25 protein-coding genes are annotated in these 21,557 nt (G+C 46.6%); 14 read left to right on the forward strand and 11 right to left on the reverse strand.

Translation table 11 applies throughout. From position 1 onward, the window contains the following. From AACP44_RS02570 to zapE, 5 genes are all read right to left on the reverse strand, one after another. A partial coding sequence (locus tag AACP44_RS02570) for a cytochrome bc complex cytochrome b subunit (RefSeq protein WP_339338704.1) occupies positions 1 to 1,094 on the reverse strand: 1,094 nt, incomplete at its 3' end. After that, complete coding sequence (gene petA, locus AACP44_RS02575; RefSeq protein ID WP_339338706.1) at positions 1,094 to 1,693, reverse strand: ubiquinol-cytochrome c reductase iron-sulfur subunit; 600 nt, start codon at positions 1,691 to 1,693, stop codon at positions 1,094 to 1,096. The genes petA and AACP44_RS02570, both read right to left, overlap by 1 nt. 345 nt (positions 1,694 to 2,038) lie before the next feature. Continuing rightward, entirely contained in the window at positions 2,039 to 2,431 is a 393-nt protein-coding gene (gene rpsI / locus AACP44_RS02580; RefSeq protein WP_339338708.1) for a 30S ribosomal protein S9, read from the reverse strand. A gap of 11 nt (positions 2,432 to 2,442) precedes the next feature. Then, on the reverse strand, positions 2,443 to 2,871 hold the full coding sequence (gene rplM / locus AACP44_RS02585) for a 50S ribosomal protein L13 (protein WP_339338710.1): 429 nt from the start codon (positions 2,869 to 2,871) through the stop codon (positions 2,443 to 2,445). Between the two features lie 158 nt (positions 2,872 to 3,029). Further along, positions 3,030 to 4,142, reverse strand: coding sequence for a cell division protein ZapE (zapE, locus tag AACP44_RS02590; RefSeq protein ID WP_339338712.1), 1,113 nt, complete (start codon positions 4,140 to 4,142; stop codon positions 3,030 to 3,032). Between the two features lie 183 nt (positions 4,143 to 4,325). Between zapE and AACP44_RS02595 the strand changes: the two genes are divergently transcribed. Next, positions 4,326 to 4,808 (forward strand): YhcB family protein, encoded by a 483-nt coding sequence (locus tag AACP44_RS02595; RefSeq protein ID WP_339338714.1) that lies wholly within the window; start codon positions 4,326 to 4,328, stop codon positions 4,806 to 4,808. 31 nt (positions 4,809 to 4,839) lie between these two features. Here the strand turns inward: AACP44_RS02595 and AACP44_RS02600 are convergent, their stop codons facing one another. Next, positions 4,840 to 5,601 carry a Nif3-like dinuclear metal center hexameric protein gene (locus AACP44_RS02600; protein ID WP_339338715.1) on the reverse strand — a complete coding sequence of 254 codons (762 nt, stop codon included), beginning with the start codon at positions 5,599 to 5,601 and terminating at the stop codon, positions 4,840 to 4,842. Between the two features lie 107 nt (positions 5,602 to 5,708). On the opposite strand from AACP44_RS02600, the gene AACP44_RS02605 reads away from it, so the two are divergent. Further along, on the forward strand, positions 5,709 to 6,833 hold the full coding sequence (locus tag AACP44_RS02605) for a trypsin-like peptidase domain-containing protein (RefSeq protein WP_339338717.1): 1,125 nt from the start codon (positions 5,709 to 5,711) through the stop codon (positions 6,831 to 6,833). Positions 6,834 to 6,836: 3 nt separating this feature from the next. On the opposite strand, the gene hisD is transcribed toward AACP44_RS02605, so the two are convergent. From hisD to AACP44_RS02630, 5 genes are all read right to left on the reverse strand, one after another. After that, the gene (hisD, locus tag AACP44_RS02610) at positions 6,837 to 8,147 is read right to left on the reverse strand and encodes a histidinol dehydrogenase (RefSeq protein WP_339338719.1); all 1,311 of its coding nucleotides are present in this window, start codon (positions 8,145 to 8,147) and stop codon (positions 6,837 to 6,839) included. Continuing rightward, complete coding sequence (gene hisG, locus AACP44_RS02615) at positions 8,148 to 8,786, reverse strand: ATP phosphoribosyltransferase (RefSeq protein WP_339338721.1); 639 nt, start codon at positions 8,784 to 8,786, stop codon at positions 8,148 to 8,150. Positions 8,787 to 8,814: 28 nt separating this feature from the next. After that, the gene (gene murA / locus AACP44_RS02620; RefSeq protein WP_339338723.1) at positions 8,815 to 10,077 is read right to left on the reverse strand and encodes a UDP-N-acetylglucosamine 1-carboxyvinyltransferase; all 1,263 of its coding nucleotides are present in this window, start codon (positions 10,075 to 10,077) and stop codon (positions 8,815 to 8,817) included. 12 nt (positions 10,078 to 10,089) lie between these two features. After that, positions 10,090 to 10,326 (reverse strand): BolA family protein, encoded by a 237-nt coding sequence (locus tag AACP44_RS02625; RefSeq protein ID WP_339338725.1) that lies wholly within the window; start codon positions 10,324 to 10,326, stop codon positions 10,090 to 10,092. 144 nt (positions 10,327 to 10,470) lie between these two features. Beyond that, positions 10,471 to 11,190 carry an ABC transporter substrate-binding protein gene (locus tag AACP44_RS02630; RefSeq protein ID WP_339338727.1) on the reverse strand — a complete coding sequence of 240 codons (720 nt, stop codon included), beginning with the start codon at positions 11,188 to 11,190 and terminating at the stop codon, positions 10,471 to 10,473. Between the two features lie 284 nt (positions 11,191 to 11,474). Between AACP44_RS02630 and AACP44_RS02635 the strand changes: the two genes are divergently transcribed. The 12 genes from AACP44_RS02635 to yjgA all read left to right on the forward strand — a co-directional run bounded on the left by AACP44_RS02635 (position 11,475) and on the right by yjgA (position 21,424). Continuing rightward, positions 11,475 to 12,446: a calcium/sodium antiporter gene (locus AACP44_RS02635; RefSeq protein ID WP_339338729.1), complete on the forward strand. Its 972-nt coding sequence runs from the start codon at positions 11,475 to 11,477 to the stop codon at positions 12,444 to 12,446. An 84-nt stretch (positions 12,447 to 12,530) separates the two neighbouring features. After that, the gene (locus tag AACP44_RS02640; protein WP_339338731.1) at positions 12,531 to 13,511 is read left to right on the forward strand and encodes a KpsF/GutQ family sugar-phosphate isomerase; all 981 of its coding nucleotides are present in this window, start codon (positions 12,531 to 12,533) and stop codon (positions 13,509 to 13,511) included. 56 nt (positions 13,512 to 13,567) lie between these two features. Next, positions 13,568 to 14,158 carry an LPS export ABC transporter periplasmic protein LptC gene (gene lptC, locus AACP44_RS02645; protein WP_339338733.1) on the forward strand — a complete coding sequence of 197 codons (591 nt, stop codon included), beginning with the start codon at positions 13,568 to 13,570 and terminating at the stop codon, positions 14,156 to 14,158. After that, positions 14,148 to 14,687, forward strand: coding sequence for a lipopolysaccharide transport periplasmic protein LptA (lptA, locus tag AACP44_RS02650; protein WP_339338735.1), 540 nt, complete (start codon positions 14,148 to 14,150; stop codon positions 14,685 to 14,687). Before lptC ends, lptA begins: the two co-directional genes overlap by 11 nt. Positions 14,688 to 14,695: 8 nt before the next feature. Beyond that, positions 14,696 to 15,421 (forward strand): LPS export ABC transporter ATP-binding protein, encoded by a 726-nt coding sequence (gene lptB, locus AACP44_RS02655; RefSeq protein ID WP_339338737.1) that lies wholly within the window; start codon positions 14,696 to 14,698, stop codon positions 15,419 to 15,421. Positions 15,422 to 15,628: 207 nt separating this feature from the next. Continuing rightward, positions 15,629 to 17,131 carry an RNA polymerase factor sigma-54 gene (locus tag AACP44_RS02660; RefSeq protein ID WP_339338739.1) on the forward strand — a complete coding sequence of 501 codons (1,503 nt, stop codon included), beginning with the start codon at positions 15,629 to 15,631 and terminating at the stop codon, positions 17,129 to 17,131. Between the two features lie 139 nt (positions 17,132 to 17,270). Beyond that, positions 17,271 to 17,561 carry a ribosome-associated translation inhibitor RaiA gene (gene raiA / locus AACP44_RS02665; RefSeq protein WP_339338741.1) on the forward strand — a complete coding sequence of 97 codons (291 nt, stop codon included), beginning with the start codon at positions 17,271 to 17,273 and terminating at the stop codon, positions 17,559 to 17,561. A 106-nt stretch (positions 17,562 to 17,667) separates the two neighbouring features. Further along, the gene (gene ptsN / locus AACP44_RS02670; RefSeq protein WP_339338743.1) at positions 17,668 to 18,117 is read left to right on the forward strand and encodes a PTS IIA-like nitrogen regulatory protein PtsN; all 450 of its coding nucleotides are present in this window, start codon (positions 17,668 to 17,670) and stop codon (positions 18,115 to 18,117) included. 50 nt (positions 18,118 to 18,167) lie between these two features. After that, complete coding sequence (rapZ, locus tag AACP44_RS02675) at positions 18,168 to 19,037, forward strand: RNase adapter RapZ (protein ID WP_339338745.1); 870 nt, start codon at positions 18,168 to 18,170, stop codon at positions 19,035 to 19,037. 69 nt (positions 19,038 to 19,106) lie between these two features. Further along, positions 19,107 to 19,376, forward strand: coding sequence for an HPr family phosphocarrier protein (locus AACP44_RS02680; RefSeq protein WP_339338747.1), 270 nt, complete (start codon positions 19,107 to 19,109; stop codon positions 19,374 to 19,376). A 130-nt stretch (positions 19,377 to 19,506) separates the two neighbouring features. Then, positions 19,507 to 20,865 (forward strand): magnesium transporter, encoded by a 1,359-nt coding sequence (mgtE, locus tag AACP44_RS02685; protein WP_339338749.1) that lies wholly within the window; start codon positions 19,507 to 19,509, stop codon positions 20,863 to 20,865. A gap of 37 nt (positions 20,866 to 20,902) precedes the next feature. Next, positions 20,903 to 21,424 carry a ribosome biogenesis factor YjgA gene (gene yjgA / locus AACP44_RS02690; RefSeq protein ID WP_339338751.1) on the forward strand — a complete coding sequence of 174 codons (522 nt, stop codon included), beginning with the start codon at positions 20,903 to 20,905 and terminating at the stop codon, positions 21,422 to 21,424. Positions 21,425 to 21,557: the final 133 nt, after the last annotated feature.

The following is a 21,557-nucleotide window of genomic DNA, read 5'->3' on the forward strand; positions in this document are numbered from 1 at the left end:
TTAACTCCCAACACACCCAAAATAATAAAGGCAGCAGCAAATACACCAATCATAATCGTTGGCACTTTTCCTTTATAACGGAATGATTTAGCTTTACTGTGATCAATCCAGGGCAGGATAAATAGAATCGCTACTGACGCCGCAAAGGCAATAAAGCCTAATAACTTGTCGGGAACCGCACGCAGTACCGAATAGAATGGCGTAAAGTACCAAACCGGTGCAATATGTTCCGGAGTCTTCAGTGAATTGGCAATTTCAAAATTGGCATATTCAATAAAGTAACCGCCCATTTCCGGCGCGAAGAAAAGAATCGCACAGAAGGCAAACAGGAACACCGCAATCGCCTGTAAATCGTGTACGGAATAGTATGGGTGAAAAGCAACACCATCGAGCGGCACACCGTTTTCGTCTTTGTGCTTCTTGATATCTACACCGTCAGGATTATTTGAACCCACTTCATGTAATGCCAATAGGTGCATAACAATCAAACCTAGCAAAACAATAGGCAGCGCAACCACGTGCAACGCAAAGAAACGGTTGAGGGTAATACCCGAGATCAGGAAGTCACCACGAATCCACTGGACGATATCTTCACCCACAACTGGAATAGCACCAAACAATGAGATGATAACCTGTGCACCCCAGTATGACATTTGACCCCATGGCAGTACATAACCGACAAAAGCTTCAGCCATTAATACCACAAAGATCACCATACCGAACAACCACACTAGCTCACGTGGCTTTTTGTAGGATCCGTAAATCAAGGCGCGAAACATATGCAGATAAACCACAATAAAGAACGCCGAGGCGCCGGTAGAGTGCATATAGCGAATAATCCAACCGTAATCGACATCACGCATAATGTATTCGACAGACTTAAACGCTTCTTCAGCACTCGGGGTATAGCTCATGGTGAGCCAAACGCCGGTCAGTAATTGGTTAACCAATACAACAAGCGATAGAACACCAAAGAAGTACCAAAAGTTAAAGTTTTTTGGCGCATAGTACTTGCCCATATGGGTGTTCCAGGCGCGCATAATTGGCAGACGCTCATCAACCCAATCTCTCAATCCTACTAGCATATTGATCATTAAGCTGCCTCCTGATCCACACCGATCACCATAACGGTGTCGCTTTCAAACGAGTAAGGGGGTACTACAAGGTTGGCGGATGCTGGCACACCTTTGTAAACACGCCCGGATAAATCAAACATGGATCCGTGACAGGGGCAGAAGAAGCCACCGACCCAGTTACTGCCGTCACTGGTTGGAATCGAACCCACTTCAGGGCGATATTTTGGGGCACAACCAAGGTGGGTACATAAACCCACTAGCACCATAAATTCTGGATTGATAGCCCGTTGCTCGCCTTCGATATAGGCAGGCTGGTCGGCACTGCTAGAAGCGGGGTCTTTTAAAGAGCCTTCAAGGCTTTTGAGTTCAGCAAGTGACTTGGCGGTACGGCGAACCACATAAACCGGCTTGCCACGCCATTCAACCACTTTCATTTCACCAGGCTCAAGCTTGCTGATATCAAATTTAACCGGAGCGCCAGCGGCTTTTGCCTTGGCACTTGGGTTCCAAGAACCAACAAACGGAACAGCAATACCGACAGCTCCTGCAGCACCTACCACAGAGGTAGCTCCTGTCAGAAAGCGTCGCCGCGTAGTATTAACGCCGTCATTACTCATGACGTAATCCCCCTAAGACTAACAAATTTTAAATCCAACCAAGCTTAACCACCCTGTCAGCAGCCACTCTTAGCATGATTTTCTGAACAATTTTCTAAAACCACAGCTATCTGTTTGAATGGAGCCAAATAGTAAAGAAGTTGACTCGGGCTTACAACAATTAACCTTAGATAATTCAAGGGCTTCGCCTATAAAACAGGCAAAACAAGTGGTTTTACTGACCAATAGCGAAAACCCTATCAGCAGTCATAAAAAAACGCCCAGACTTTAGCAATCGTGGACGTTTTTTTGCGAGGCCTGACAATGTGGTTAAGCACGCTGCCAAGCGCGAAATACAACCAACAATTAACGTTTCGAGAACTGTGGCTTCTTACGTGCTTTACGCAGGCCAACTTTCTTACGTTCAACTTCACGCGCATCACGGGTAACATAACCCTCTGCCCGCAGTGCTGGACGAAGACCTTCGTCATATTCCATAAGAGCACGGGTAATGCCGTGACGAATGGCACCCGCTTGACCGAAGCTACCACCACCGGTAACGGTGATGTGAAGATCAAACTTATCAACCATATCGATCAGTTCTAGTGGCTGACGCACAATCATGCGCGCAACTTCACGACCGAAATAGGTATCGATAGAGCGTTTGTTAATAGTGATTTCACCGGAGCCAGATTTTAAGAAAACTCTAGCTGTTGAAGTTTTACGACGGCCGGTACCGTAATATTGAGTAGCTGACATAGTTCCGTCCGTTATAGGCTAAGTGGTTGAGGCTGCTGCGCAGCATGAGGATGTTCAGTACCAGCGTAGACTTTCAGCTTTCTAAACATCGTGCGACCCAGAGGATTGCGAGGCAACATACCTTTAACCGCATCCTGAATGGCACGCTCAGGGGCTTTTTCAATGAGTTTTTCGAAGCTGATTGACTTCAGATTACCCACATAACCAGTATGGTGGTAATACGTCTTGTCTTTGGCTTTATTACCAGTGACCTGAATTTTCTCGGCATTAACAACAACGATATAATCGCCAGTATCAACGTGCGGGGTGTATTCGGCTTTATGCTTGCCACGCAAGCGATGTGCGATTTCTGTAGCCAATCGACCCAAGGTTTTGCCATCGGCATCTACCAAGAACCAATCTCGCTGTACAGAATCCGGCTTTGCACTGAAGGTTTTCATCTTTTAACAACCTATTTTGTAGAGGTGCTACTAACTTGAGAGCAGGGACTCGTATTTACGAAGAGCGCGGATTGTACAGAGAGGGAAGCACTAGATCAAGAGCTTTACGGACTTAATTGAAGGCCAAATTAACCATTTGATGGCATCTTTGCACCCGCTTAAGGGCGATGCTCCAACGCCAGGTAATCATGGGACTGCATTTCCAATAAACGGCTCTGGGTACGCTCAAATTCAAAGCTAAGTTTGCTACCTACATAGAGCTGTTGCAGCGGCACTGCAGCCGACAGCACCAGCTTGACGTTGCGATCGTAAAACTCATCGACCAAATTGATAAAACGGCGGGCCTGATCATCCTTACTGCCATCCATTTGCGGCACATCACTGACCAAAACCGCATGAAATTCGCGGGCTAGTTCAATATAGTCATTCTGACTGCGGGGCCCGTCGCAGAGCGCTGTAAAATCAAACCAAACCACATCGTCGGAAATACAGCGAGCGACAATGGGCCGCCCTTCTATATCCAGTGGCTCATTGCGCAGAATATGCTCAACATCGGGGTTTAGACTGTTAAAGGAACGCTCAAGGCTTCTATCTGCCTCATCATCCAGCGGAAAATGGTATAGCTCGGCCTGTTTTAACGCTCGCAGACGGTAATCGATACCACCATCAACATTGACCACCTCGGTATGCTTTTTGACCAAGGCAATGGCGGGCAGGAAGCGGCTGCGCTGTAAGCCATCCTTGTAGAGACCATCGGGCACAATATTGGAGGTAGCGACCAAGGTGACACCCCGGCCGAATAACTGCTCAAATAAGCCTCCCAGAATCATGGCATCGGTAATATCGGAGACAAAAAACTCATCAAAACAGATGACTCTAGCCTCTTTTGCCAGTCGCTCGGCAATAAGATTGAGCGGGTTTTTCTGCCCTTCCAGCTTGGCAAGCTCTTGATGAACACGCTGCATAAAGCGGTGGAAATGCACGCGGATTTTTCGCTCAAAAGGCAATGCATCATAGAAAGCATCCATAAGATAGGTTTTACCCCGTCCAACACCGCCCCAAAAATAGAGCCCCCGAACTGGTTCAACCGGCTTTTCAGCCCGAAAGCGTGCCAGCAGGCGAGCAAGAAAACCGCCTTTACTGATCTGTGCATCAGCGCTTAATAGGCGATCGTATAAATCCTGTAAATAAGCCACAGCCTGTTCTTGAACGGGATCATAAGAGAAATCCTTTCGCTTCAGGTCTGATTGATAACGCACTGTAGGAGTCATACTATTGAAATCATCGTCATATCTAATGGCGGCATATCTATGGATACATGGCCGCAGGGTGGGCAACTTTACCGAGATACACAGACAGTATCAACCTGCCAGCAACTGCGATAGATCTCTGACGCGCGTCAATTTTAACGTTATACTAACGACTCAATTCAATCATAATTAAAGGATACCGCTTTGTACTCTCTGGAATTAGTTATCACCGTCGCTTTTGCTATGACCATTATCGGCTTGGCCGCTGGCTACCTGATTTCCCTGCGGACAGCGCCCACCCGGCAATCACAACGCCAGCTGGAAGATCATTTAAATGAAATGAAACAGCAGCAAGAAAGCTATCAAACCGAGGTGTCTGAGCATTTTGTAGAAACTGCCGACCTGCTTAACCAGCTAACAACCAGTTACCGTGAAGTACATAACCACCTGGCCAAAGGTGCGCAGCTTTTAGCCAGTGAGCATGCTAAAGAAACGCTGCAGGCACTGGAAGGTGATACCGAAACACCGGTGATTGTTAATGAAGGGGATATGATTACACCCCCATTAGACTACGCACCTAAAACAGCGCCAAATGAACCGGGGATGCTCAATGAGGAGTTTGGTTTGGACAAAAAAGCCCGACAGGAAAAAATTGATGTCATGATTACAGCTGAGGATAGAATGTAATCAAATCCACCCAGGCAGCAATCATGACAGGCTAGACCGGATTATCGATATCGATAAATTGGTAGTCCAAATTGAATTTTTCGGCCATATATTTTCCCACTGCCTGCACCCCATAGCGCTCCGTTGCGTGATGTCCCGCGGCTATATAATGAATACCCAATTCCTTGGCGCTATGCACAGTGGGCTCGGAGATCTCACCAGAGAGGTAAGCATCCACACCCAGTGAGGCCGCCTGATCAATATAGCCTTGAGCGCCACCCGTACACCAACCAATAGTCTCTATCAGCTGATCTCCACCTTTAATTAAAAGGGGCTCTCTTCCCAAGGCGGCATTCACTTGCTGGCAAAATTTCTCTGCCGATACAGGCGCAGCCAAACGCCCTACATTGCCTACTGAATTCGGATTATCCGGTTGCAAACCACCTGTAACCGTTATATCAAGCCGTTTGGCCAGCTGGGCGTTATTACCCATCAGCGGGTGGGCATCAAGCGGCAGATGATAGGCAATCAAGCTAATATTGTTTTTAATCAGCGCCTCAATTCGACGGTACTTCATGCTGACTATACAAGGATCTTCACCTTTCCAAAAATAACCATGATGCACCAAAATCGCATCGGCTTTTTCGTCAATCGCACGGTTAATCAAGGCCTGACTGGCTGTTACCCCGACCACTAACTTATTGATGGTATCGCTACCCTGCACCTGCAAACCATTCGGGCAATAATCATTAAAGGCTTGCGGCTTTAATAGCTCATTGGTATCGCTTAAAAACGCTTTCAGACTGACGGACATGGTTATTCACTCACAGCATGTAAAACAGATATAGCTCTGCCACCACAACAAAACTCATGTTAGGCTACAGTATCGATAATAAATCTCAAGTGTGGTTTAGCCAAGCTATGAAAGAGTTATTAGAATTTTTACGCTGGCCTGTGGTGTGCGGCCTATTAGCCGCCATTATTATTCTGGATCATTTTCCTGATTTATTGGGCATCAATAACGCCAACGATACTCGGTCTGTCAGTTCTCAGGGCCCTTACTCTTATGCGCAGGCAGTTCAGCAAGCTGCCCCTGCCGTAGTGAATATCCATACCCGTAAAACTGTGAAGCAGAAGTTACCAGCACTTTATAATGACCCTATTTTGCGGTACTTGTTGCAAAAAAATATTATCCGGCAAAAAGAACGTGTCCAAAATAGTCTGGGGTCGGGAATTATTATTAATCCCAACGGCTATATTCTGACCAATAACCATGTCATTAAAGATGCCGATAAAATTCTAGTCCTGTTACAAGATGGTCGCGAAGCACTGGCCAAGGTTATCGGTATTGACCGTGAAACCGATTTAGCGGTGTTAAAAATTGACCTTAACGAGCTTGAAACGATTACCATCGGTGATCCTTCTCAAGCGATGGTCGGTGATGTCGTGCTAGCTATCGGCAATCCCTATGGTTTTGGCCACACCGTTACGCAGGGGATTATCAGTGCGACTGGACGCCATGGGTTAGAACTGACCACCTATGAAAATTTTATTCAAACCGATGCGGCGATTAATCCCGGCAATTCTGGCGGCGCGTTGGTAGATGCTCGAGGTCGGTTGCTAGGTATCAGCACCGCGATTCAGAGTAATTCGGGAGGCTCGCAGGGTATCGGCCTGGCCACACCATCCGACCTTGCAATAAGAATTATGTCCGACATTATTGAATATGGCAAAGTTATCCGGGGCTGGTTGGGCGTTAACGTAGAACCCATACCTGCAGCTACTGCACAATCCTATAATTTACCGGTTAATAACGGCATTATTATCATGGATATTCATCGCGGCGGGCCTGCGGATAATAGTGGTTTAATCAAAGGCGACATCATTACCGGCATTAACAATCAACCGGTTGGTAATGGTCAAGCAGCGATGAATTTTATTGCTGCCACCAGACCCGGTGAAGAAGTGGTGATTGACCTAGTCAGGGAAGGACAAACAATGAGTATCAGCGCCGTGGTGGGCAACAAAGAGGACGCCACAGAATAGAAGTTACTTGATGCGATATTCCGCAGAACGGGCATGAGCGGTTAAGGATTCACCCCGCGCCAATACAGAAGCCACTTTACCTAATTCGGCCGCACCTTCTGCGGAGCAGTGGATAATTGAGCTGCGTTTTTGAAAATCATAGACACCCAACGGTGAGGAAAACCGTACCGTACCCGAGGTGGGTAAAACATGGTTGGGGCCAGCACAATAATCACCTAAAGCCTCCGAGGTATAACGCCCCATAAAGATAGCGCCGGCATGCTTAATCTGTGGCAAGAGCGCTTGCGGATCTTCAACGGATAACTCCAGGTGTTCAGGCGCAATACGGTTGCACACGGCAATAGCCTGAGCGATATCACTGACCTGAATTAAAGCACCACGGTTATACAAAGAGGCCGAGGCAATAGCTTGTCGCTCCAAGGTGGGCAGTAACTTATTAATACTTGCTTCAACTTTGTCAATAAAAGCAGCATCAGGACAAACCAAAATAGACTGCGCATTTTCATCGTGTTCAGCTTGGGAAAACAAATCCATCGCAATCCAATCGGGATCCGTTTGACCATCGCAGATGACGAGAATTTCTGAAGGCCCAGCAATCATATCCAAACCAACCTGACCGAATACTTGTCGCTTTGCCGCTGCCACAAATAGATTGCCTGGCCCAACAATTTTATCAACTTGGGGGATGGTTTCAGTACCATAGGCCAAAGCCGCAACAGCCTGCGCACCACCAACAGTAATGACTTTATCGACACCGGCAATCGCCGCCGCCGCCAGTACAATATGATTAATATCACCGTCTGGTGTAGGGCTGGTCATCACCACCTGCTCCACACCGGCAACTTTGGCAGGAATTACATCCATTAATACCGTCGATGGATAAGCCGCCTTGCCACCGGGCACATAAACACCGACTTTTTCCAGCGCTGTGATTTGTTGCCCCAGTACCGTACCGTCAGCTTCAGTATAAGACCAAGAATCCTGTTTTTGATGTTGGTGATAACGACGAATGCGATCGGCCGCTGTTTCTAGCGCAGCCCGCTGTTCAGCAGAAATCATCGACAGGGATTGCTCAACTTGAGCTTTATCCATGACCAATTCGGTCATTGACTTTGCATCCATGCGATCAAAACGGTTGGTATATTCCAACAACGCCTGATCACCATGGTCTTTAATAGCAGCAATTATCTTATCGACCGCACCGACAACAGAATCATCAACCACCGAATCCCAAGCCAATAACTGACTTAAACGCTGCTCAAAGTCCGCTTGATTGGCATCTAAACGTATCATGGATTGCGAGGGTGTCGACATTTAAACAGCCGCCTCCACCACTGCGCGCAGTTGCTCAATAATTTGCGAGATACGCTGATGCTTGCGCTTCATGGCGGCACGATTAACTACTAGGCGTGAACTAATATCGGCAATTAGATCCCGCGGCTCCATACCATTGGCTTTTAAGGTATTGCCGGTATCGACGATATCCACAATCATATCAGCCAGATCCATTAAAGGAGCCAATTCCATCGCCCCATATAATTTGATAATGTCGGCTTGAATACCTTTCTCTGCGCAGTAATGTTTGGCCACATTGGTAAACTTGGTGGCAACACGAACTCGGCCTCGCGGCAGTTCTTGACCCACTAGCCCAGCAGTCATTAATCGGCATTTGGCAATATTCAAGTCCAACGGCTCATATAAGTCAGCGCCACCAGCTTCTAACAACATATCTTTACCGGATACACCCATATCGGCGGCACCATGTTGCACATAGGTAGGCACATCAGATCCACGGATAACCAATAGACGAATATCGGGCTGACTGGTTGCAAAAATCAATTTGCGACTTTTGCTGATATCTTCAAGCGGCTCAATGCCCGCTGCCGCTAATAAGGGCAACGTTTCTTTGAGGATACGACCTTTGGTCAAGGCGATAATCACTTGCTGATCCATAATTTGTCTTTTCTATAATTGGTCTTTTTTATTTCGGCAGGCGACGAATATTCGCGCCCAGTAACTGTAGTTTTTCTTCGATACATTCATAACCACGGTCAATATGGTAGATACGATCAATCACCGTATCACCTTCTGCGATTAAACCGGCAATCACCAAACTGGCTGATGCCCTGAGGTCAGAAGCCATAACCGGTGCTGATTGTAAGGTAGCTGTTCCCTCTATGATGGCCGTATTGCCCTCAATAGAAATTTTTGCACCCATGCGATTCATTTCTTGGGTCTGGTTTAAACGGTTCTCGAAAACGGTTTCCGTTACTCGACTGGTCCCTTCCGAAATAGCATTCATAGCAGTAAATTGCGCCTGCATATCGGTGGGGAAAGCTGGATAAGGCGCGGTTTTAATATTGACCGCCTTTGGTCTGCGCCCTTCCATATCCAATTCAATCCAATCGTCACCAATGGTGATCTTAGCGCCGGCTTCTTCTAATTTAACCAGTACAGCTTCCAGAATATCTGAACGGGTATCTTTTAATTTAACCCGACCGCTGGTGGCAGCAGCGGCCACTAAATAGGTACCGGTTTCAATTCTATCGGGCATTACCGAATATTCACAACCATGCAAACGCTCAACACCCTCAATGGTAATAGTGGGGCTACCGTGACCACTGATTTTGGCGCCCATCGCGTTGAGGCATTCGGCCAAATCAACGACTTCTGGCTCGCGAGCGGCATTTTCAATCACTGTCGTACCTTGTGCCAACGTTGCGGCCATCAGAATATTTTCGGTACCACCAACGGTCACCGTATCCATTAAAATATGTGCGCCCTTAAGACGCCCATCTACCTTGGCGCGAATATAGCCTTCATCGACATCCACTGTCGCCCCCAAGGCTTCTAAACCGCGCAGGTGCAAATCCACCGGACGACTACCAATGGCACAGCCTCCTGGGAAAGATACATTGGCCTCACCAAAATGCGCCAGCATCGGACCTAACACTAAAATCGAGGCGCGCATGGTTTTAACCAGCTCATAAGGGGCAGTTAGATCTTCAATCGTATTGGCATTAACCTCAATACCCAGCATTTCATCAATCACCACGTCGACTCCCATGCAGCGCAATAGCGCAATCATGGTGGTGATATCATGCAGATGAGGCAGGTTGCGAATGGTAATCACGTCATCACACAATAAGGTTGCCGCCAAAATAGGCAGCGCTGAATTTTTGGAACCGGAAATCCGGATCTCGCCATTCAACGTTGAACCACCACTGATCAGTAATTTATCCATCAAAAAGCCTAATTATTGCGCTGCCGCTTCGGCACGGGTAAACGTCTTCATATTGACCGCATGAATGCTGCCATCTGCAATTTGCGGATTTAACGCAGCATAAACCAACTGTTGTTTTTTTACTGCGTTTAGATCCTCAAAGATATCACCGACTACGGTAATATCGAAATGACGACCATCACCCGTCACCTCAATATCGCAATCAGCAAGATGCTGTTGCAACAGTTGTTTGACATTTTCAGGGTCCATATTAGGGCTCCGTAGCCTGAGTGAGACTATTGATAGATTAGCAGACTATTGTTTAAGCTACCGAAGGATTGCGACAGGCAGGCTCAGCAACTCAAAAAAGGCGGCGATTGTACGGAAAATGGCGGCCAATAGCGAGTTTATTCGTTAGGTATCGGTCGCGTTATTAGTGGGATCTACGGTCCAATTATCAATGACGGCATCAATATCGCCTTGGTATTGTCTGGCCGCAGCACGAAACTGACTTTGGTAAACCCTACCCAAATTAATCGCCTCAATCGTTAGATTCCGCAACTTCCACTCACCCGAGCGATTTTTACGCATTTTATACTGCACTACATAGGGCTTTTCGCTGTCGCCATAAACATGCTGGGTAACCGTCACACTACCCTCGGTGGCCGTACTTTCAGCCGGTGGCAATACTTCAATTTTATTGCCGTTAAAGGCCAACAGGCCTTTGGCATAAGTCTGCACTAATCCATCCTGAAAAGTATTAGCAAAACGCTTCATGCGTGCTTTAAAGGCAGCTTTCTCTTTATTGGTCTCAAGCGCCATATATTGCTTTTTACTGGCATAAACGCCCATTACGCCGCGGGCAAAGCTGTTGAAGTCAACGAAATCCTCTAATACCTGCTCTATCTCATTATAGAAACGATTGGGATCAGTATCGTAATAAACCTGAGCCTCGATGATAATTTTCATCACTTTATCAGTCGTCGCTTTTACCACCTCATTGGCGCTAGGCTGGGCAGGTGCTGTTGTGTTTTGCGCAGAGGCAGTTACTGCCCACACAGAGACGATGGTAGCAACAAAAAGTAGCTTAAATAAATCAGCAACCAAAGCTGCTGCCGACTGAAATGCCTTCATAAATCCTTTCCTAGGTTGTCAGTTGTTTGAATATTTCAGCTAATGTAACGAAAAATCTTGGCAGGTAACAGTACCGCAAAGGTAAATAACTCATTTATCGCTGTTTTTAATAGGCCGCAAAACAGAAAACATACCCTTTCTGCTAAAGCTCTATATAATGCAGCCACGCCCAAAGGCAGTATCAACGATAGCTAAACTATTAGCCTCCAAGAGACTGCCAAGTCAGGCTGATGACATATTGATCGCAAGTTTTTACCCATTTACAGCTAAAACTTATTTTATTTATGATTATTAATAGTGCAGCCATTATTATCGGTTTTATCGGTTTAATCTGGAGCGCTGACCGCTTTGTTGCGGGCGCTGCCGGTATTGCCCGCGATCTTGGTATGGCGCCAATTATGATCGGCCTAACCATTGTAGCGCTTGGCACTTCAGCGCCAGAGATTATCGTCGCCATTAATGCTGCCTTGGATAATGCCGGCGATCTAGCAGTGGGTAATGCGCTGGGTTCAAATTTGGCGAATATTGGACTGGTGCTTGGCGTTACTGCACTGATTTCACCTATTCCTATCGCCAAAACCTTACTCAAAAGAGAAATTCCACTATTACTCGGTGCCACTATCGCGGCGATGCTTTTTCTGTGTGACAACCATCTCGGCACAATAGATGGAGTCGCCTTTTTATTGATACTGTCCGGAATTTTCTATTATCTGATCAATAGCAAGTCGCATCAGCCCGATGCCGAGCAAATAGCCGACGTTAAACATATTCCTAATCTATCACGAGGCAAAGCTTGGTGGCTTTTCTGCCTTGGACTGGTACTTTTAATTGTCAGCTCCAAACTGCTGGTTTGGGGTGCTGGTAAAGTTGCACTGGCCTTTGGTGTCAGCGAACTGATTATCGGCCTAACTGTGGTAGCCGTTGGCACTAGCTTGCCAGAACTCGCTGCCAGCGCCGCTAGCGCCCTTAAGGGCCACCATGATATCGCCATTGGTAATGTGGTGGGCTCAAATTTATTTAATTTATTGGCGGTTATGGCAATGCCGGCACTGCTCGCACCTGCAAGCCTTGAACCGGTTGTATTTAACCGGGATTATTTATCCATGGCAGGACTGACGCTACTATTTGCCATCATGTTATTGGGCCGTCACTGGCTAACCTACAAACAACAAAGCCCAGCCAGAATTGGTCGGGGCGATGGCATGGTATTGTTGTTGTGTTATATCGCTTATTATTATTTACTATTCCCCGTCTAGTAGACTTAAAGATAGTAGACTTAAAGAGGCCTCAAGCAAGCCTAAGCGCCTTGTAATCATCAATTGGAAGAACCTGATTAGCCTATGTCAAAAAATAAACACAGCCTTTATAAGAACTCCGCCATGCGTACCATTACCATGGAACGTGATGCCATCGATGAACTGATTGAGAATATTGACCAGAGCTTTGATCAAGCCTGCGAATTGATGATGTCATGTACTGGCCGAGTGGTGGTGACAGGCATGGGAAAATCCGGTCATATTGGCACTAAAATAGCCGCAACACTGGCCAGCACGGGCACCCCCGCTATGTTTGTGCATCCCGGTGAGGCCAGCCATGGTGATATGGGTATGATTACCGCCAACGATGTAGTACTCGCCCTATCCAATTCAGGCAACACCGCAGAGCTAGTCACCCTATTACCTCTGTTAAAACGCATGGGCACACCACTGGTTAGCATGACCGGCAATCCCGACTCAACGCTATCAAGCTCCGCTAATGTGAATTTAAATGTCGCGATATCTGAAGAAGCCTGCCCACTGAATTTAGCCCCAACATCAAGCACCACCGCCGCTCTGGTTATGGGTGATGCACTGGCTATCGCGCTGCTAGAAGCCAAAGGTTTTAGTGCTGAGGATTTTGCCTTCTCCCACCCCGGCGGTGCGCTAGGTCGCAGACTGCTGTTAAAGGTTGAAGACGTTATGCACACAGGCAAACTGATACCAAAGGTCAATACTGGGACCAAGCTAAGTGATGCCCTGCTGGAAGTCACCAGCAAGGGTTTGGGTATGACCACTATTGTTGATGACGGGCAATCACTGTTGGGCATTTTTACTGACGGTGATTTGCGCCGCACACTGGATCAAAATATCGATATACACAACACATCGATCAATGATGTGATGACCACTGACTGTAAAACAGCCTCAGCCAATATGTTAGCCGCTGAAGCTCTGGCGATTATGGACAATGGAAAAATCAGCGTATTAGCCGTTATCGATGACAACAATCGGGCTATTGGTGCAGTACATTTACACGATTTACTGAACGCAGGGGTAGCCTAGTAAGCGAAACTCAAAGGCCGCCAATTATTAGCAGAGATAAAAAAGCTTTTTAATCAATGAAACTATTCAGCACCCGCCATATCAATACCAGTATCGCCGCCATGGCAGGTCTGGTATTGCTGATTTTTTTATTAGCTTATTTTGAAACAGGTACCACACCGGCGCTGAACGATAACAGGCAAACTGAGCAGCACCCCAATTTCTATCTTATCAATAGCTATAGTGAACAATATGATAAAAGCGGATCGCTAGATATGATTATGGTCAGCCAATCGGTACAGCATAACCCCAAAGATGATAGCATCAGCCTGCAACAGCCTTATTTTCAATTGTTTCAGGACGGTGTCACGACATGGGAAATCAAAGCGCTCTCTGGCACTGTTTATAACCGCGGTCATAAAATCGACCTGCAACATCGGGTAACGATGATTAATCAGAGCAAGCAATCCTCGTTAAAAACACCCCAGTTGTTTATCTATCCTGATAAGAAGCGTGCAAACACTGAACAAACCGTAACTCTGCAAAACCCTAACAGTGTTACTCAGGCCATTGGTATGGAAGCTGATTTAAACACCAAGCATATTACTTTACTCGATCAAGTCAGAGGCCAATATGAGCCAACGATGGCACCAGACAATGCTGAATAAATTATTTATTAACTTGAGCTTATTCTCGTTGGTCATGCTTGGCCAACACGCAATAGCTCTGCCAGAAGACAGTCAACTGCCAATTAATATTGAATCTGATCGAGCTAGCCAAAAAGCGCTTAAAAATGGTGAAAAAACCGAATACTTCGGCAATGTACTGATGACACAGGGCTCAGTTAAAATCTCCGGCGATCATATTATTGTGCATAGTAAAGATAGCAAAGTAACCTCGATTAGGGCCTTGGGTAAACCCGCTCAGTTTGAGCAACAATCTGATCCCAACAAGGCGCCGATCAAAGCCAATGCCAACCGGTTAGATTATCAACTCAATCAGGATATCGTTATTTTGAGTGATAATGCATCTATTCAACAAAACGACACCACCGTCAGCGGTAAAAAGATCGAATACAATATTGCCACTGAGCAGGTGAAAGCCAGCAGCGGTAAAGAGAAATCGAGTCGGGTTAAGATGGTGCTGATACCTGAAGCTAGCGACAAAATCGACCATAGCGATTCAAACACGCAATAAGGAAAACCATGTCAGTACTGACCGCCAATCATCTGGCCAAAGCCTATAAATCTCGCCCAGTAGTGAAAGATGTTTCTCTAGAAGTTCACAGCGGCCAAGTCGTAGGGCTACTGGGGCCTAATGGTGCGGGCAAAACCACCTGTTTTTATATGATTGCTGGCATCGTCACCGCAGACCGGGGCAATATTCAACTTAATGGTACTGACCTGACTGGCCTGTCAATGCATGGCCGAGCCCGCCGAGGCATTGGTTACTTACCTCAAGAAGCCTCGATATTTCGCAAACTCACAGTCGCTGATAATATTTCCGCCATTCTTGAGACCCGCAGTGACCTTAACAAGCAACAACGTGACGAAAAATTGGAGAACTTGCTACAAGAATTTCATATTACTCATATCCGCGATAGTCTAGGTATGGCGCTATCAGGGGGCGAACGCCGCCGAGTGGAAATTGCTCGCGCGCTGGCTACAGAACCCTCGTTTATTTTGCTGGATGAGCCCTTCGCAGGGGTTGACCCCATCTCAGTCGGCGATATCAAACAAATTATTAACCATTTAAAGACGCTGGGGATTGGCGTACTGATTACCGATCACAATGTCCGCGAGACACTGGATATTTGCGAGAAGGCCTATATCGTAGGGGAAGGTCATATTATCTCTGAAGGAACTGCGCAAACGGTGCTAAATAACCAAAAGGTGCGTGATATTTACCTTGGACACCAGTTTGCCTTATAAGAAAATGGCAGTTTTACGCAAAATCGGTATAAGTCTTGCTAGGAGCAAAATCCACCGTTACACTAACCCCGTGCATAACAATCAATAGATCCCATTATTTGATATTTTTCAACGGCGTAAGACACTAAGCAACCCATATCCCAAACCGGCAGCGCATCCTAACAAACAGTTCGGCAGAGATATGCAGTATGGGTACTCCGACAATCTATGAAACAATCGCTACAGCTTAAAATCGGCCAGCAGCTGACGATGACGCCTCAGCTCCAACAGGCGATTAAACTACTGCAATTATCCACTCTCGACCTGCAACAAGAGATTCAGCAAGCACTGGAAAGCAACCCCATGCTTGACGTTAACGAAGAGCAGGAAGCCGAGCATAATCAGGAAAACGTCAAAACCGAAGAAGTCAATTTTAGCGATAACGTAGCAACCAAAACCGAAAACATTGAAGTTGAAGGACCTAGCGCCGATAGCGAATGGCAGGAAAATATCCCCGAAGACCTTCCCGTCGATACCCAGTGGGACGACGTCTACCAATCCAGCACCCCATCCACTTCCAGTTCGTCACAAGCCTCCTCAAGCAACGAAGATTTTGACTTTGATTCGCGCAATAGCACGACCGAATCACTCCAAGATCACTTGCTATGGCAACTTAATCTTACCCGTATGTCCGATGTGGATCGCAGTATTGGTATGGCCATTATTGACGCCGTCGATGACAATGGCCGCTTGACCCAATCTCCAGAGCAACTTCACACCAGCTTTAACCAATACAACCCCGATATCGAGCTTGACGAAGTGGTTGCCGTGTTACATGGCATCCAACAATTTGATCCACCCGGGGTGGCTGCGCTGGATTTACAAGAGTGCCTAGTGATTCAACTGAATCAACTCGCCGCTGATACCCCTTGGCTCAAACAAGCCAAGGATATAATCGATCGCCATCTGTCTTTGCTAGGCAACCGCGATTATGCGCAACTGTTACGCCGCTCCAGACTCAAAGAACCTGAACTGCGCGAAGTACTCAATTTAATCCAAAGCCTGAACCCCAACCCCGGTGAAATGATTACCCCGAATACCACAGAATATATCGTCCCTGATGTCTATGTGAAAAATATCAAAGATCGCTGGGTGGTTGAGCTTAATCCGGATATTGCCCCCAAACTAAGAATTAACAGCGACTACGCTTCGCTGGTAAAGCGCGCCGACAATAGCGATGACAATAATTTTCTGCGTGACAACCTACAAGAAGCTCGCTGGTTTTTAAAAAGCCTACAAAGTCGCAACGAAACATTGATGAAAGTCGCCACCAAAATTGTAGAACACCAGCGCGGTTTTTTAGAGTACGGTGAAGAGGCGATGAAACCGCTGGTATTACACGATATTGCAGAAGCCGTTGAAATGCATGAGTCCACCATCTCGAGAGTGACCACACAGAAATATATGCATACACCCAGAGGGATCTTCGAGCTCAAGTATTTCTTTTCTAGCCATGTCAGCACTGACTCTGGCGGCGAATGCTCTTCAACCGCGATTCGCGCCATGATCAAAAAGTTAATTGCAACAGAAAACCCGAAAAAGCCATTAAGCGACAGCAAAATTACCGTAGAGCTGGGTAATCAAGGCATTAAAGTAGCCAGACGTACTATCGCCAAATACCGTGAATCACTGATGATACCGCCCTCGAATGAGCGAAAACAGTTAGTTTAGCTTCAGTGATTGTTGCACTTGCGATCAATTCAATAACAATCTGTTCGCAAGTTGATGTTTATACTCGACAGATCGGTACTCAAAGGAGTACCTTAATTAGTACAACCGCCTTAATTAGTACAACCGAAAGGAACTACTTATGCAAATCAATATTAGTGGGCACCATGTAGAAGTCACCCCCGCACTACGGGACTATGTCAACACCAAACTCTCCAAGCTGCAGCGACATTTCGGCAACATTACAAAAATCGATGCTACCCTAACCGTAGAAAAGCTGATACAAAAGGCAGAAGCTACGGTGTCTGTTGCCGGCGCCAATTTATTTGCCGCCTGTGAGTCTGATGATATGTACTCCGCCATTGACCAACTTACCGATAAGCTGGACAGGCAATTAATCAAACACAAAGAAAAAAACACCAGCCATAACTAAGGCACTGGTACCCGTGAGACATTGGTACTCGTTACTAAAGAGACCGCACTATACTCTTTTGCTGTTACATAACAATTATACAGAATAAAAGGTCCATACCGTTACCATGAAACTTGATAGCATCCTAAGCCCCGACCGCACCCTCTGCGGCGCACTGGGCAGCAGTAAAAAACGTGTATTAGAAAATATTTCACAATTTATTTGTCAGGACCTGTCGGAATTTAATCCCACCCAACTATTTGAAAGCTTGATCGCTCGGGAAAAACTGGGCAGCACCGGTTTAGGCAATGGCATTGCCATCCCCCATTGCCGCATCACCCAATGCCAACAGATTATTGGTACACTAATCAAGCTGAACGAAGCGGTGGATTATGATGCCATAGATAACCAACCGGTTGACTTACTATTTGTTTTGCTAGTGCCGGAGCAAGCACATGATGAACACTTAAATGTGCTGGCAACTTTGGCTGAGCTATTTAGCGACCCCGCGTTCTGCCAACAATTGCGCGGCGCGAACAGTAGCGAAAGTCTTTACCGCTTAGCCGCTGGCAATTAACCGTACCAGAACGGGTAAGCACACCATTTAAATAGTTAAGAGTCAGATCAATGAAACTTGTGATTATCAGCGGACGCTCCGGCTCCGGCAAAAGCACCGCTCTCAATCTGTTGGAAGATGAGAGCTATTACTGCATTGATAATTTACCAGTGGCATTAATTCCACAAACAGTAGGCCATTTACAAAATAGCCGCGCCCTTGAGCACAATAAAGTAGCTATTTGTATTGATGCCCGCAATGCCAGCCAAGATTTATCGAATCTGGTCGATCTAGTTCAAAACAAACCCGCCGACCTTGATATTGATATCTTATTCTTGGATGCCGACAGTGAAAAACTGATTATCCGTTTTAGTGAGACGCGCCGTCGCCACCCTCTGAGCAATAAACACACCGCGTTGACAGAAGCAATTATCAATGAACGTAAACTGTTAGAACCCATTGCCGATATCGCCACGTTGACGATTGATACCAGTAGCATGAGCCTGCATGAACTTCGCACCCTGATTAAATCGAGACTGGTTGAAAAAGATAGCGCGGGGATTTCCATTTTGTTCCAATCCTTTGGTTTTAAACAAGGCATCCCTGTCGATGCCGATATTGTCTATGATATTCGCATCCTACCCAACCCGCACTGGGATCCATCACTGCGCGCACTTACCGGTCAAAACCAGCCGGTGATAGAGTTCTTGGATGAACAGGATGAAGTCAATGACATGCTTACCGATATTAAAGACTATCTAGTGAAATGGCTGCCACTGTTTGAACATAATAATCGCAGCTATATCACCGTTGGTATCGGTTGCACCGGCGGGCAACATCGCTCAGTATATATGGCCGAGCGATTGGGTAATTATTTTCAACAGCACTATAGCAATGTCCAAATTCGCCATCGGGAACTGGACCGTCTTAGCACCAAATAAAGCTCCGCATTCTGAGTAGGCGCTGACCAATATCGACAATAAATAGCGGCAACAAATAGCAGCATTAATATGATCAAAGTCACCATTACCATTATCAATAAACTCGGGCTACACGCTAGAGCTGCCTCCAAATTTGTGACCACCGCCTCGGCCTTTGGCTGTGATATCAAAGTCGGCAGAAATGGTAAGCTGGTCGATGGTAAAAGCATTATATCGGTCATGATGTTAGCCGCCAGCAAAGGCACCGAACTCGAATTGGAATTTGATGGTAGCGACGAGCAGAGGGCGTCGGAGGCCCTGACTACACTAATCCATAACCGCTTTGATGAAGGCCAATAAGCAAAGCGCTAAAAAAACACTAACTCCCAGCTATTTCACCCTCATATCTTGTTGATTCCCCTAGTTTTCTGGATAATTCACCGTGTTCACCTAAACTGCCAATAGCACTCCCACTCTCGGCGGAGCAACCATGTCAGCAACAATAGATAACAGTCAAAGCCAGGACCAGCTTGGTCAGTTAAATCAAGCGTTAGAAAGCGGCGCCTTTATTCAGGTACGACGCATGCTGAACAGCCTGCCTGCACCCGATGTGGCTCATGTTATCGAATCCTCGCCACCCAAAACCCGTGCCGTAATCTGGCGTTTAATTGATATTGAACGCGAAGGGGAAGTCCTGCCCTACCTCAACGATGAAATTGAAAATCAATTTCTACGCAATATGGACAGCGAAGAACTGCTGACCATCACCGAAGGCCTTGAGGCAGATGATGTTGCCGATATTTTGCAACAACTCCCAGACCGTGTCATTTGGGAAGTCCTGCAAATGATGGACAAGCAGGACAGGCAGCGAGTTGAACAAGTACTGTCCTATCCGGAAGACACTGCTGGCGGCATGATGAACACAGATACCATCACGGTGCGAGCTAAAACCCCGCTGGAGGTTGTGCTGCGTTATTTACGCCGCCATGAAGAACTACCCGAGATGACAGATAATTTAATCGTGGTAAACCGCCGTGATGAATATATCGGTCAATTACCGCTAAGCAAGGTATTGGTTTCCGACCCTGGCATTACTGTGCGCGAAATCATGGTCACCGATATCGACGCCATACCTGCCACCATGGATGATGGCGAGGTAGCTAAACTGTTTGAACGCAATGACTGGGTTTCCGCTCCCGTTATCGATGAACAAGGTAAACTGATTGGCCGTATCACCATTGATGATGTAGTTGATGTTATCCGCGAGGATGCCGACCACTCGCTAATGAGTCTGGCCGGCCTGGATGAAGATGAAGATACCTTTGCACCGGTTGTGCAAACTGTTACTCGACGAGCGATGTGGTTAGGTATTAACCTAATCACCGCTTTCCTGGCATCATCGGTAATTAATCTTTTTGAAGGCACTATTGATAAGGTCGTTGCTCTCGCCATCCTTATGCCAATTGTCGCCAGCATGGGCGGTATTGCCGGTACCCAAACCCTCACCGTGGTTATCCGCGGCATGGCGCTTGGACAAATAGGCAGCAATAACAGTGGTTGGCTAATTAGCAAAGAGTTTATGGTGGGGGTACTAAATGGCCTCTGCTGGTCGCTGGTTGTCGCTATCGCTGTTACGCTTTGGTTTGATGATGGCTTAATTGGTCTGATTATCGCTGGCGCTATGGTCATCAACTTAATTATTGCCGGTCTGGCAGGGGCTTTTATCCCCATCGCCCTGCGCCGCCTTAATATTGACCCGGCGCTGGCCGGTGGCGTGGTACTCACCACCGTCACCGATGTGGTTGGATTTATTTCTTTCCTCGGTCTGGCTACTTTCTTTTACCGGTAAATACGTTTTTATCCGGCCAATGATTAACGAGCAACCCATGAACGATAAAAATAATGTTGACGACGATGCAGAAGAAATTATCTATGTCAGTCGCTCGGAAATGAAACGGGATATGCTGGAGTTACAGGCACTGGGTGAGGCGATTGTTAAACTCAGCAAAGGCCAGCTAGATACCATCCCTATTGACGATGAAACCCTAGCCGAAGCCATTAATACCGCCCGCAGAATCAAGCATCGTGAAGGCCTGCGTCGGCAGATGCAGTATATCGGTAAGCTAATGCGAAAAGTCGATACTGAAGCGATAGCTGCCGCTTATAAAAAATTACAGGATGGCCGCAAAGAAGAAGCCAGAGAGTTCCATAAATTAGAACAGTGGCGAGATCATTTAATTGAAAGTGGCCACCAATCTATTGAAGAAGTGATGGAACGTTTTGCCAATGCTGATCGGCAGTATTTACGCCAATTAGTCATGCAAGCAAATAAAGAGATCAAAAATAATAAACCACCGGCTGCCAGTCGCAAACTATTTCGCTACTTGAGAGAGTTAAGTGATATCTAAAGATGCTTTTTTACCACGGTTATAGTCAGCCATTATGCTTGCCGCTAGAGTGGGATGAAATATAAAGACTAGAGATCTGAAAATACGCTTAGGGGACTGGTTAGTTACTAGTTTTAATGAAATAAACGCAGGC

The sequence above is a fragment of the uncultured Oceanicoccus sp. genome, assembly GCF_963968385.1.
In the GTDB taxonomy this organism is placed as follows: domain Bacteria; phylum Pseudomonadota; class Gammaproteobacteria; order Pseudomonadales; family Dasaniaceae; genus Oceanicoccus.